This is a genomic window from Burkholderia guangdongensis (assembly GCF_013403875.1).
In the GTDB taxonomy this organism is placed as follows: domain Bacteria; phylum Pseudomonadota; class Gammaproteobacteria; order Burkholderiales; family Burkholderiaceae; genus Burkholderia; species Burkholderia guangdongensis.
This window is the reverse complement of record NZ_JACBNX010000043.1, coordinates 1-13329: the sequence shown is the minus strand read 5'-3', so window position 1 is coordinate 13329 and position 13329 is coordinate 1. Positions and strand designations below refer to the sequence as shown.

10 protein-coding genes and 2 pseudogenes are annotated in these 13329 nt (G+C 59.8%); 6 read left to right on the top strand and 6 right to left on the bottom strand.

Annotation, left to right across the window (positions count from 1 at the left end; translation table 11 throughout):
• The 3 genes from HZI36_RS26400 to HZI36_RS26390 form a co-directional block, all read right to left on the bottom strand.
• A partial coding sequence (locus HZI36_RS26400; protein WP_246327237.1) for an FAD-dependent oxidoreductase occupies positions 1 to 346 on the bottom strand: 346 nt, incomplete at its 3' end.
• 328 nt (positions 347 to 674) lie between these two features.
• Positions 675 to 1394 (bottom strand): TetR/AcrR family transcriptional regulator, encoded by a 720-nt coding sequence (locus HZI36_RS26395; protein WP_179405618.1) that lies wholly within the window; start codon positions 1392 to 1394, stop codon positions 675 to 677.
• A 174-nt stretch (positions 1395 to 1568) separates the two neighbouring features.
• On the bottom strand, positions 1569 to 2399 hold the full coding sequence (locus HZI36_RS26390) for a phytanoyl-CoA dioxygenase family protein (RefSeq protein WP_343050563.1): 831 nt from the start codon (positions 2397 to 2399) through the stop codon (positions 1569 to 1571).
• A gap of 617 nt (positions 2400 to 3016) precedes the next feature.
• Between HZI36_RS26390 and HZI36_RS26385 the strand changes: the two genes are divergently transcribed.
• From HZI36_RS26385 to HZI36_RS26360, 6 genes are all read left to right on the top strand, one after another.
• Entirely contained in the window at positions 3017 to 4150 is a 1134-nt protein-coding gene (locus HZI36_RS26385; RefSeq protein ID WP_246327236.1) for a porin, read from the top strand.
• Positions 4151 to 4339: 189 nt separating this feature from the next.
• Positions 4340 to 4747: a RidA family protein gene (locus HZI36_RS26380; protein WP_179405615.1), complete on the top strand. Its 408-nt coding sequence runs from the start codon at positions 4340 to 4342 to the stop codon at positions 4745 to 4747.
• A 223-nt stretch (positions 4748 to 4970) separates the two neighbouring features.
• Positions 4971 to 6413 carry an MFS transporter gene (locus HZI36_RS26375; RefSeq protein ID WP_179405614.1) on the top strand — a complete coding sequence of 481 codons (1443 nt, stop codon included), beginning with the start codon at positions 4971 to 4973 and terminating at the stop codon, positions 6411 to 6413.
• Positions 6414 to 6538: 125 nt separating this feature from the next.
• Complete coding sequence (locus HZI36_RS26370) at positions 6539 to 7996, top strand: NAD(P)/FAD-dependent oxidoreductase (protein WP_179405620.1); 1458 nt, start codon at positions 6539 to 6541, stop codon at positions 7994 to 7996.
• Positions 7997 to 8020: 24 nt separating this feature from the next.
• Complete coding sequence (locus tag HZI36_RS26365) at positions 8021 to 8785, top strand: SDR family oxidoreductase (protein ID WP_179405613.1); 765 nt, start codon at positions 8021 to 8023, stop codon at positions 8783 to 8785.
• 97 nt (positions 8786 to 8882) lie between these two features.
• Positions 8883 to 9812, top strand: a complete 930-nt coding sequence (locus HZI36_RS26360; protein ID WP_179405612.1) for an MBL fold metallo-hydrolase — start codon at positions 8883 to 8885, stop codon at positions 9810 to 9812.
• Between the two features lie 64 nt (positions 9813 to 9876).
• Here HZI36_RS26360 and HZI36_RS26355 read toward each other — a convergent pair.
• The 3 genes and pseudogenes from HZI36_RS26355 to HZI36_RS26345 form a co-directional block, all read right to left on the bottom strand.
• Positions 9877 to 11122, bottom strand: a pseudogene (locus HZI36_RS26355) (IS256 family transposase).
• A 297-nt stretch (positions 11123 to 11419) separates the two neighbouring features.
• A complete protein-coding gene (locus tag HZI36_RS26350; RefSeq protein ID WP_179405611.1) occupies positions 11420 to 12760 on the bottom strand; it encodes a protoporphyrinogen/coproporphyrinogen oxidase in 1341 nt (446 codons plus the stop codon).
• Between the two features lie 437 nt (positions 12761 to 13197).
• Positions 13198 to 13329 (bottom strand): annotated as a pseudogene (locus tag HZI36_RS26345) (IS6 family transposase); the annotation flags it as partial.

The window sequence follows — 13329 nt, the reverse complement described above, 5'->3', positions numbered from 1 at the left end:
GCGGATAATGCAGCCGCTTCAGCACCTTCCCAATGCCGTCGGGCAGCGTCTTACGTGGTGTCTTCTTGATCTTGTCCATCGTGTTCGTCAGCTGTGTCGGCCTGCCGATTTTACCGCAGCGCTTAATGCGACACAGCCCGATCATGTCCAGCGGCCGACCAAGCACTTCGCTCAGGTAAGTCCGGCCGCCGATACGATCGCGTGCTTCGAGCAGCACCACCGAGTGGCCCTCCATGCTGATGTCGCGGGCGGCAGTGACGCCAGCGAATCCGGCGCCAACCACCGCTACTTCGTACAGATCTGCGATGGGATTTTTCTCGCGAATTTCTGGTTGATGTGAGGACAACGCGATCTCCTCGCGCTTTCGTACAACAATCGTTGTGCGAACGGATAATCGGCCCGGTTCAGCCATTCAGGTGGGCCGTTATCGGCGGGGATGGGTGCACTATAGTCACGAAACCGAATTTACGAAACACATGTTATATAAAACATGGGACTCGGTGCGCGCGCAGTGACCGCGCTAGCGTGAGCGCAAAGTGAACTTGCGGGGCAATATCGGGGAGCGAAGGACGGCGTTCCGCTCGAATGCGGACACGTGGTTTAGGCGGGAAGCTGCCGCGAGTGCGGCGAACGCGTCGGTCGCATGGCGCGGCCGACGGTCTTGCTGGATCATGTTATTTCGCGCGACGTGCCGTGCGCGCCGGCTCGTTCGTTTCAGATTCTGCTTCTGCCTGGGGTGAGGTCAGCAACGTGAAGAAGGCATTCAACAGCGCCTTGAGCCGGCGCGGTTTGAATCGCTCCGGCTCGACCGGCACCATGACAGCCCAGCCGTCTCCGAGCGCACATATCTGATCGGCGAGCAGATCCGCAGGGATGTCATTTCGGATGAGTCCAAGTTTCTGGTCGTTGGCGACGATCGCCGCCAGCTTGAGCCGAAACTGCGTATAGCGTCGGTTAATGACGGCCGCAACAACGGGCTCGTATTTTGCTTGGCCCAACAGTTGAAACTGCACGATCCGCGGATCGAGATCCTTCGCAGTTTGCCAGCTCATCCAGCGCTCGAGCGTAATTCTGACGTCAAGCGGCGTTTCGGACGGCTCGAGGATCGTGTCGAACAGATCGAACGAACTCTCGACTAACGCCTTCACGATCTCGTCCTTGTCTTCAAAGTAGTAGCTCAAGGCACCCGTCGTGCAACCCGCCTCGACCGCGATCTTGCGCAACGAGGTCCCCGCGTAACCTTCACGCGCGATTACAGCAGCCGTGGCGGCGAGCAGGTTGTCGCGCTTGATCTTGTGATCGCCGACCGGTCTGCCTCTGCGTGCCGCAGCGGGTCCCTGGCCGGCCGCTGACTTGCTGTCTTGTCGAGGCTGGGAAGTGGAGGTTCGCGCCATAGAAAGGAAGTCGAGTGGATTGAGCTGCTAGGCATGCCGTACGGCGCCTCATTCAAGTGCATTGTAATGCAGTCAGATGTGAACGCGATTCGTAACGTGAAAGCGTCCGTACTTCGTCCTTCCAGAAAGCAAGCCGGGGACCGCCGTCCCCGTGCCAGGCGTGACGCGTCGCGCTTAGACCAGTTGGCGGAACACGGGAGAGCGGAACGGGTCGCCAGGATTGAGCTTCGCCATTTCGTCCTTGAAGAATGGGCCATTGCGCGCGTAGCGGGGATGCGACTCGGGTAGCGTACGGAACTGGGCGTCATCTCCGAAGAAGCGCACAACCAGCGTGTGGCGGGTGGGGCAGTTGGCGTCGACCGGCGCCCCGCCGTGAAGCGAGCGCGGGTGAAGCAGCACGACGTCGCCGGGGGTGACCGGCCAGGAGAGGACATCCCACGAACCGGGATTTTCCGCGAGATCGCGATCGATATGCGGCAGACGCGGATACGTGCCGTCTCCGTAGAGCGGATCGGTCGGATCGTCTGCGCTCGTGAAGCTGGCCCCGTCGTACTGGATGCCATGGTGCGAACCGCGAATGATCTCCAGCGAATTCTGCTTCGGGATGGACTGGAACGTGATCCACGCATTACCCCAGTGCTCGCCGGCCCACGGCAGGTTCGCCGTGTCCTGGTGCCACGGCCCACGGCCGCTCTTTCCTCCTTCCTTGATGAAAATTTCCTCCGCGTAGTACCAGACGTGCTCTGAGCCCCAGAGCTCCTGGAACAGCTTGCCGAACGGAAGTCGCATCATCAGATCGTCCAGCTTGTCTTTGGCGAGCAGGTTGCAGTTATCGATGTGAGTTTGCAGCGCTGTGCCGTCGAGCCCGCGAAACACGGACGGGCTCGGGTTGGCGACGGCCCACTGGAGCGCGTCGTAGCACTCGCTCAATTGTGATTCGTTCAGGCACTTTTCGATGAGGACGGCGCCGTCGTGGTAGAGCGCATCTCGTTGGGACTGACTGATGGACATTACGAGTCTCCTTGTTCGTTGGGTGGCGAAAGCGTGACTTCCCGCCTGCGATCACTGTAGACGACAAGATAATTTTACACAACATATGTTTTGATAATTAATGTTGCGTTAAAGCAGAGGTGCGCTCCGAGGCGAAATGGTGTGAAGTCGAGCTGGACACACCAAGGTTTACGACGTTGCAGCAACGCGCAATGCCACGATCACGGTGCAACGCAGGAACCCGCCGCGGCGATGCGTAACGGTCGTCATAATAAATGTCAAGCTCGGACTAGCGCGGCCCCGTCAGATCCCGGGGTTGCAGGGAATACCCTATTTTCTTTTAACGCGACGATTGTTATCTTAATTATGCGTAACGATCCACCGCTTCGCAGCCGATAGCCCGGGCGATCGATCATCTCGCATCCGCGCATGTAAAGCTCCTAAACCCCTTGAGCAGGTGAACTGGCGTCGAGATCCGTCTCAATGCCCGGCGAACTGAGAAGTTCGTCAACTAGAAAATCTATTAGATAGTTTTACTAATCATATGACGCGCCATTCCGATGCGTCGAGTGCGCCAGCTGCACGTTCATTGAACGTGTAGCGGGGCAATAGAGACCTGAACCATGAGAAACATGAAATCGGCAGCACTGACCAGCATCACGCTCGCACTGGCCTCGCTCGCGAACGACAGCCGCGCCCAGAACAGCGTGACGATGTACGGGATCATTGACGCGGGCGTGACCTACGTCACTAACGCGGGCGGGTCGCATCTGGTGAAGTTCGACGACGGCATTTCCTATGGGAACCGCTGGGGCATCAAGGGCAGCGAGGACCTGGGCGGCGGCCTGAAAGCCGTCTTCAAGCTGGAGAGCGGCTTTTCCGTCAGCAACGGGCGAATCACCAATGGCGGATCGCTATTTGGCCGGGCTGCTTATGTGGGTTTGCAGAACGATTGGGGCACACTCACGTTCGGCAACCAGATCGACATGACGCAGGAGATGGTCTACATGTACAACGCGTCGGCTTGGGCGAGTGGCTACGCCATCAACCAGGGCGACTTCGACCGCATGAACGGTGACCATCTGCCAAATGCCGTGAAGTTCATGTCGAACACCTACGGCGGCTTCCAGTTCGGCGGCATGTACTCGTTCAGCAATACGCCGGGCGACTTCCATACGGGCAGTGCCTGGAGCGTGGGCGCGCAGTATCACCGTGGTGCATTTTCAATGGGCACCGCGTACACGCAACTGAACAACCCGTCGGGCATCTATGCATTCGACCCTTACGCAATGATCGGCGTGAGTACGTTCTTCGGCAAGCCGACCGTGAGCGTGGATCCGGCCACGGGCGCCGTTACCGATCTTTATGCGAGCACGCCGTTCCCGGTGGACAAGCAGGGCGCGTTCGGCGTGGGGGCGAGCTACGCAATCGGTAGCGTCACGCTGATGGGCGACTTCACGTACACGCAGATAAAGGCTTTCGGTGAGAGCGAGCACATGCTGGTGGGCGAGGGCGGCGCGAACTGGCAATTCACGCCTGCCCTGAGCCTCGTGGGCGGCTATCAATACACGCACTTCGACGGCCATCACTGGAATCAGCTTACGACCGCCTTGCATTACTCCCTTTCCAAGAGCACGGACGTCTATATCTCGGGCGACTGGCTGAAGGCCTCGCAAGGCGTGAATGCGGTGATCGGCTACAGCTTCATGCCGTCTTCGACCACAACCCAGGCCGACGTGCGCATTGGCATGCGGCATTCGTTCTGAAATACACGAATGCTGAGGTTCTTCAGCGATGACACCACGTTCCGCATCCTTCCCGGCTCGAATCCGGACTACGTACGCAATGGTCCGCTCTTCAGGGAAGAGCTGGCGAATCACAACGAGGGAGATTCGTTCCGTTCGGCCATTTTCCGTCAGTTAGCCTGACAAAACATCCAAAGGAGTGCTACAGCTATGAAGCGACAGATGATCAATCCGCCAGAGACTCAGGAACTGTACGACAGGCTTCACTTTTCAGCAGCCACCCGGGTCGGTGACATGATCTGGGTATCCGGCCAGGTGGGCTTTGACCGCGCCACCAATACGGCCGGCGAGGGGATGGAGTCGCAGGCCAGGCTGGCGTTCGAAAACCTGAAGAACGTACTCGAGGCCGCCGGCGCCAGCATGGCCGATATCGTGGAGATCATGACCTTCCATCTCGACATGCGAGGAAGCGATATTCAGGAGTTTGTCAAGGTCAAGGACGAATATCTTCCCAACCGCTACCCGTCGTGGACGGGCGTGGGAGTGACCCAACTGGCCCGCCCCGAGTACCTGGTCGAGATCCGCGCCGTCGCGGTAGCCGGGTGCGGCGACGGCTGATAGCCCGATGCCATGGCCGGTGGGTAGTCGCACACCCAGGCAGTAACTGCTGCAAGAAGCTTCTAACGAACGCAACGCGCGATGTGTAGAGGCTGGCTGTGCGCGAAAGAGCATTGCCGACCGCACCGCAGCGTCTGCCGGTGCCTGAGTGCACTCGATTTTGTGCCAGTGCGCCTTATTTTGAACACACAAAGAGCAGCAAAATAGGTATCGGAGACAAAACATGAATCGATCAGACACACAAGTCAGATTCAACTTGCTAGCGCGGTTGGACCGGCTCCCGGTGATGGCCATCCATTACATTTGGGCTGGGCTGCTCGCGGCCAACCTGACGCTGGAGTACTACGACAACGCCATCTTTGCCTACGCCATACCCACGATCAAAACTCATACCAACCTGAGTCTTGAGCAAATCGGATTCGTCACCAGCGCCTTTTTCGTTGGGATGATGATCGGCGCCCTCGTGGGCGGCGTGCTCTCGGACAAACTGGGGCGACGCTCCGTGCTCGTATGGTCCACCGCCCTGTACTCGTTGGGTGCATTGGCAACGGCGTTCTCGACCGGCTACGAGACCATGCTTGCCGCGCGGGTCGTCACGGGCATCGGCGTGCAGGCGGCCACGTCCGTGTTGCTGGTCTACGTTGCCGAGATGTTTCCGCACAGGGCGCGTGGCCGGTTCGGGTCGATCGTCTCGATCGGCTATGTGGTCGGCGGCATTGGAGCGGCTGCGCTGACCATGTTCTTTCTCCCGCATGGCGGCCCCAATGCCTGGCGCCACCTGATGATCGCCGGCAGTATTGGCCTCGTGATCGCACCGCTCGTGCGTTTCACACTGCCGGAATCGGTCCGCTGGCAGACTTCCAAGGGACTGTTCGGCCGCGCCGAAGCGGCCGTCGGCAACCTGGAAGCACGCGCGCTGCGCTACGGCCAGCTCGACGAGCCCCAGATTGCCGCAGTGATCGAAAATGCGAAGGAGCCCACGCTGCGCGAGTTGTTGAAACACAAGGGCGTGCTTCGCACCGTTACCGTGCTCGCCATCGGCTATTTCGGAACTTACCTGGGCTACTACCTGTACGCGAACTGGAGTGCCTACGCGCTCATCAACGGCTTCAAGTATTCCGAGGAACACGCGTACTACGTGATGTTCCTCTGGAACGTGATTTATGGCGTCACGCCTTTCCTGACCATGCGGATACTCGACCGGAGCGAGCGCAAGTCCACCATCCTCGTTACCTCCATCCTCAGCGCGTTGTCGCTGGCGGTGCTCGGCATCTCGACCACCAGCTGGGTGGTGATTGGCGCAGGCGGTGTTGCGGCAGTGATCACCGGCATGGTGATCAACGCGTACTTCACCTACATTCCGGAAACGATTCCCACGCAGTTGCGCGCGCTGGGCAGCGGCATGGTGATCTCCGGCGGCCGATTCGGCGGGGCGGCTTCCGGTGTGCTAGGAGCGGCGCTGTTCTCGCACGGGAGCATGGAGGCGGTGATGCTCGCGGCGGGTGCCTGCTACGTCATTTTTGCCATTCCGGTCGTCCTGTATGGACCTCGCACCACGAACCGTTCGCTCGAAGTCGTCACCCGTGACGAAATCGGTACTGCGAATGGAGCTGGGTCGATCCATGGTGCCGGATTGGCTGCCGTGGACGACCTGCGCCTGAACTGATGCTGAAGCACTTTCACATGACGTCTCGCAGGGTGGCACGAACCCCGCGGTATGGGCTTTGAAACGCCGCTACCCATTAACCCTGCGGGCACGTCGAGCCGACTTCTCATTTGTATGCATCGATTATGGTTATAGAACCGAATGCCGGCTATGCCGGGACTGGCAATCCCATCGCCGCTAAAGGCCCCATCGGAGATTTCGCCTCGCGAGCGCAAGCGGACCAAACGGACGCGGCGCTCGGAAAATACCGCACGATCGGCGGCTGGGTGGAAAAACCGCAAGACATACAGCGCGAACTCGAGGGCGATGTCAGCGCGGATGTGATCGTCGTCGGCGCCGGATTTGCGGGGCTAAACGCGGCGATTGCGCTTGCGAATCAGGGCGCTAGGGTCGTCGTGATTGAGCGCGAGTTTGCGGGGTTTGGCGCAAGCGGACGGAATGCGGGTTACCTCGCCGGTGGATCGGGGGCGAAGTTCGATCTCTTTCTCGACCGCATTGGCCGCGAACAAACGCAGAAGGTCGTCGATTACTTTGAAGCAGGTGTCAGTCACGTCGAAAGTATGCTCGAGGAGCATGGCATCGACTGCGACTACATCGCTTCGGGATTGATTCGCGCGGGTATTCATCCCATGCACGAAGCGAACATTCGGAGCAATATACGCACGGCCGCGGAATTCGGCATCAAAATGCAATTCCTCGATTGGGCGGCGATGCGCGCACGAGGCATTCCGCCCGCGTTTCTGTTCGGCAGCTACATTAACCGCGGCGGCACGCTGGATCCCGGCAAATACGTGATGGGATTGCGCCGCGCGGCGCTTGAGGCAGGCGTGACGCTCTACGAGAACACAGAGCTGCTGTGGTGGACGGCGGGCCGTGTCGTCGAGGCGCGAACGCCAAGGGGCATAGCGCGTGCGCCGTTCATGGTGTTCGCCACCAATGCCTATACGCCCCGGCTCGGCCTGCTTGAAAACAAGGTGGTTCCGATGCGAGTCTCGGCTATCGAGACTGAGCCGCTCTGCGCAGAGCAACTGGCGCAACTGAATTGGCCGAACCGGGAGGGCATCGTGACTGCGCACCGCAAGATGGAGAGCCATCGTTTGACGGCGCGTAACACGCTCGTGATCACGACCAAGCGGGTTCGTTACGCATTCGGCTCGCGCACGCCGAACATTCCCGACAGCGCAGCGTATCTTGCACTGATACGGGCATTTCGTGAGCGCTTCCCAACGCTAAAGGATCTCGCGATTCGTGCTTGCTGGAGCGGCTATATCAGCGTTGCGGGAGACGCGCTGCCCGTCGTCGGCGCAACTGGCGAGCGACAGAACGTGTTCTATACCACCGGCTGTTCGGGGCACGGCGTGGGTGCGCAGTCGCTCGCGGGGCGCTTGCTGGCCGAACGCATTCGCGGCGACGAGCCAGCGCTGCTGGCTGGATTGCGTCATCAAACCCCGTCGACGCTGCCGGAGCCGCTGCGGTGGTGCGCCGTCAACGGCGCGATGTCAATGCTGGGACGGATGGACGAAAAGGTGGATCGCGCGGCGCGTGCCGCTGCCGCCTGCGCTGGCCGCCAGGCATTTCCGTAAAACGACACTACACAGGCAAAGTCGATGACACAGGATTTGTTCAACCTGACGGGCAAAATTGCATTGGTAACTGGAGCTAGCCGCGGCATAGGCGAAGAGATTGCACGATTGCTCGCGGCGCAGGGCGCGCACGTGATCATGTCGAGCCGCAAGATCGAAGATTGCAGGACGGTCGCCGACGAGATCGTGAAATCCGGGGGCAGTGCGGAGGCGCTAGCGTGCCATGTCGGCAAGATGGAAGATATTGCGGCAACGTTCGAAACAATCCGTGCAAAGCACGGCCGCCTCGATATTCTCGTCAACAATGCAGCGGCGAATCCTTATTTCGGGCACATCCTCGATACGGATATTGGCGCGTACAACAAGACGGTCGAGGTCAACATTCGCGGTTACTTCTTCATGTCGATCGAGGCCGGTAAGCTCATGAGGGCACAAGGCGGCGGCGCGATCGTCAATACCGCGTCGGTCAATGCGTTGCAGCCGGGAGACAGGCAGGGCATTTACTCGATCACGAAGGCGGCCGTCGTGAATATGACGAAAGCCTTCGCGAAGGAGTGTGGGCCGTTCGGCATTCGTGTGAATGCGTTGCTGCCCGGCTTTACGAAGACGAAATTTGCCGGAGCCCTGTTCGAAGACGCCGGAATCGTCGCGCGCCTCGTCGGCGACATTCCATTGCGCCGGCATGCCGAGCCGAAGGAAATGGCGGGCACGGTCCTGTATCTGGTATCAGACGCGTCGAGTTACACGAACGGCGAGTGCATTGTGGTCGACGGCGGCCTGACAATCTAGTCATTTCAGGCATGCTGGACGCCAACCCGATGGATTGGGCCCGCAAGGCGGGCGAGGCGGGCGCACGGCGCTCGCGCGAACAAAGGAATTGATCGACATGAATCCTGATTCCGGCAACACTGCCCCTCACGTACCGATCGCACGCGTCGACTTTGGCAGCGTTTCCGTGCTGTTCGGAGAGAAGAGCGGGAAATATCCTGATGGAAACCAGGTCCTGATACGCGGATCGGACATTCGAGCCGCCTTCGATACGCCGTTGGTATCGAACTACATCGGACCCGAATTCGACGCGACTGATCTGGTGGTCATGGGGCACGTGCACGAAGACCATATGGCCGGGCTGCACCGCATTCCCCGCGCCGAGGTCTATGTGCACGAGGCGGAGTTGTCCGCGATCCGCAACTGGGACGGCATGTTTGCCGCGTACGGTAATGCAACGAGGGACGCGTCGGCGATGCTGTCGATGCTTCAGCGCGACTTCTTTTATGCGCCGCGGCCGGATGCGCGAGGCTATGCCGACGGTGCGACGTGGGACCTCGGCAAGTCGCGGATCCGCGCGTTCCATATGCCCGGCCACACAGCGGGCCACTGTGTTCTGGTAGTCGAACCGGAAGGCGTGGCCTTCATCGGCGACATCGATCTGACCGGATTTGGTCCGTACTATGGCGATGCATGTTCGAGCCTGCACGACTTTCGGCGCAGCCTCGCCCGGCTGCCGGATATTCCGGCGAAGATCTGGGTGACGTCACACCATCGCGGGGTCTATACGGATCGCGCGCACTTCCTGCGCGACCTCGCCGGCTTTACGGCAAAGATGGATGCGCGCGAACAGCGTCTGCTGGCGTATCTGAAGGAGTCGCCGAAGACACTGGAGCAACTGGTCGAGCTCAGGGTGCTGTATCCGCGAGGCTATGAGAGCCCTTGGGCCGTGTCCGCTGAGACGCGCACAATTGCGCAGCATCTGGCTGAGATGGTTGCGCATGGCAAGGTCAAACTCGATGAGTGCGGCTTGTACAGCGCCGGATAAGGGCGGGGCGGGAAACACGGTTTTTGGGGGTGTCAGAATTTCCGTGTTCAAGGCGGGTTGAGACTCACACGGATGGTCGAACGAAGCGATCCGCGTAAAGGATAGCGAATTGGTTCATGGCCGTCTTCCAGTCGTGGGCGGCGCGGCTCCAGTTGGCGGTGATATTACGCAGCGCGAGCCAGATGAGTTTCGTCGCCGCATCGTCGCTCGGGAAGTGCCCCCGGGTCTTGATGATCTTGCGCAGCTGCGAGTTGATATTCTCAATGGAATTTGTGGTGTAAATCACCTTGCGAACCGCCGGCGGAAACGCAAAGAACGGAATCACACGATCCCAGGCGCTGCGCCATGCGGCACTGACCGTCGGGAATTTCTGCCCCCACGGCCCGTCGGCAAACGCATTGAGTTCTGCTTCGGCGGCTTCGGCACTCGGCGCCGTGTAGACCGGGCGAATCGCGGCAGCCAGCGCCTTGCGGTCTTTCCAGCTCGCGTAATCGAGGCTGTTGCGGATCAGGTGGACGATGCAGGTCTGCAGCGTCGTGGCCGGGAGCACGGCGGCCAGCGCTTCGGGCATGCCCTTGAGCCCGTCCGTGACGGCAATCAGGATGTCGTTGACGCCGCGCGTCTTCAGATCGTTGAACACCTTCATCCAGAATTTGGCGCCCTCGGTGCCTTCGATCCACAGGCCGAGGATGTCGCGCGAGCCGTCGGGCAGAACGCCCAGCGCCAGATAGACCGCCTTGTTGCGTACCACGGCGTCTTCGCGGATCTTGACCCGCAGCGCGTCGAAGAACACGACCGGATACATGGGCTCGAGCGGACGAGCCTGCCAGGCGGTGACTTCGGCCATCACCTCGTCGGTGACCGAGCTGATGAAGTCGGGCGAAACCTCGGTGCCATACTGTTCTTGCAGAAAGCCTTGGATCTCCCGCACGGTCATGCCCCGGGCGTACATGGCGACGATCTTGTCGTCGAAGCCCGTGAAGCGCCGCTCGTGCTTGGGAATCAGCAGCGGCTCGAAGCTGCCGTTCCGGTCGGCACGTCGATGCGAATCGGGCCGTCCTCGGTCAGCACGGTCTTGGCGCCCGTGCCGTTGCGCTGGTTGGTGACAGCGGCCGGTTTGGCCGCGCCGGACGGATAGCCCAGATGGTGGCTCATCTCGCCGCCCAGCGCCCGCTCGATCAGCGCTTTCTGAAGGCCAGCGAGGCCGCATTGATGGCTTCGGCCGTCATCGGGCCGTTACCGAACTGTTCAAGCAACTCGGCCGGAATCGCCGGCAGGTCCGCCGGCTTGGCTTTCGGTTTGCGTGGCATAAACACTCCTTGATGGGATGTTATGCCTTACACGAAATTTCTGACAGGCCCGCTGACGACGATCCCCAGCGGTTTCGGATACCTGACGAACCCCGCATTCTTTGGAGTGTGGGTTTTTTTGTGCAAAGTGAATCTTAGGCCGGCGTAAGCCGAATCGGCCCTAAGCGGGCGAGAAGTGGGCGATGACGGGCACTTGACAAAATGAGCATCGCCGGAGCCGGCGCGCGATGCATGCGGCGCTGCGCTAGCTTCACAGCGCTAGCGCAGCATGGTGATCGAATCAGTTGAAAAGGCCCTTCAGGCCGGTTCGCGGAGGCTCTTGACAGCGCGCGCGGCTGCCTGCTTACCCATGATGACCCCCGATTCCAGGGCCACGAGGTTGTAATCGGCGTTGGCGTAGGACAGACCCTTGTACGTTTCGGCGGCGGCTCGGAAATCCAAAAGGCGCCGAGCATCTCCCACCGCCGGGCGCGCATAACCCCAATTGTGCCGAACAACCTCCGAATGCTCCACCCAGTCCTTTGAAAGTCCGGGGTAAAAGAGCTTCATTTCCTCGAACGCCATCGCATGGATTTCGTCATCCGACTTTTCGAGCAAGCTCACGGCGTCGGGATAGGCCGACCATGCCGAGATGATCGCCTTGCCGCTGGGCACCTGAAACGGCCGCATCACCGTATGGTTGATCGACAGGTTGAAATAACGCTTTCCCGGGTAGGGGGTGCCGAAGCTGACTCCCGCGCTTTTCACCGGACGGTCGAGGTAGAAGAACACCAGCGCGAGACGCGTGTGATTGAAATTGGAAAGGAATGCCGTGGCGCGCCCGAACATGCTGGGCGTGAGACGCGCAGCCACATTGGGCGTGGTGCAAAGAATGACGTGCCCGGCTTCGATGGTCCGTCCATCCGCCAGCTTGACTCCCGTCACCGCGTCGCCCGCTGTCAGAAGCTCGCCGACTTCAGCGTTCAACATGACGGGGACATACTCCGCCAGCTTTCGGGGTAGCGCCCTGTTCCCGCCGCGAAAGCCATAATGCGTGGCCCCATGCAGACTACTCCGAAACAGTCGAATGGTCTGGAAGAGGCTGCTGTGCTCCAGCGATGTGCCTCCGTTGCCATAGACCATCGGCCGCACGACGTAGTTCATGAAATTCTCGCCGGCCCAGGACAAAGCCTGCTCCGCCACGGCATTGTCATAGGCTTCGACATAGGGCTCCAAGCCGTACTTTGCCAGCGGCTTCCCCAGCGTCGAATATTGAAGCGTCGCACGCGCCAGATCAATCGTACCGCGTATGCCCAGAACGCGAAGCAGATCGGCTTTGCTCTCGACGAGGCGCGATCTTCCCTTTTTGTCGATATATTGGGTAGGCCCGGGATTCTCCTCGACCAACTGGCTGGTCATCCCGATTTCTTCGAGCAATTTCAAGGACTCGCTGTAGCTCGACAGGAAATATTGTTGACCGACCTCGACGAGGTCGCCATTTCTTTCCCGCGTCATGATCCGGCCGCCGACATCGTTCGAGGCCTCTACCACGAGCACGCTGCATCCTGCCTTTTGCACTGCATAAGCGGTAGAAAGGCCGGTGATACCCGCCCCGACCACGACCACATCGACTTCGTTCACATTGGAAACGATCGGCATCCTATTTCTCCTGCGTTTGATTTAGCGCGCGTGGCAATGCGAGGCTGTCGCCTTGAGCGCGCGATGCGGCGAGCATGGCTGGAAGTCGTTTTCGCGAATACGCGAAAGCTCTTTTGATCAATCGAAGTTCGATCACTATAGACAACAAATTAAATTAACGCAACGAGCGTTGTGGTAATGTGAGGAAAATTTGGATTGAGCGTCTATGATGGTGTCGGTCGTGGATGTTTAGCAGGCCAGGATTGATGGAACTCAAGTGTGGCGATGCGCCCCCGAACCTGAAAATAGTGCTCGGTTGCGGTGCGATACTCGTCCACGCCCCACAAGCGGCGCGCGAAGACCGACCGGCTCGATGCAATCAAGCTGGTGATCAATCTGCGGGCTGTGTCGCAATAACGGAAATGGGATGAGCGAACTCACGCAATGAGAAGGACTGCTTACATTGCAAGAGAATGGAATTGATCGGTCGCAGTCTCAGCGATGCCATCGTCACGCATCTGCCCCTTTCGGATCACGTGCATGATTTCGATACCGGACAGGATGATGCACGCGCACCGGAAATCCTTGAA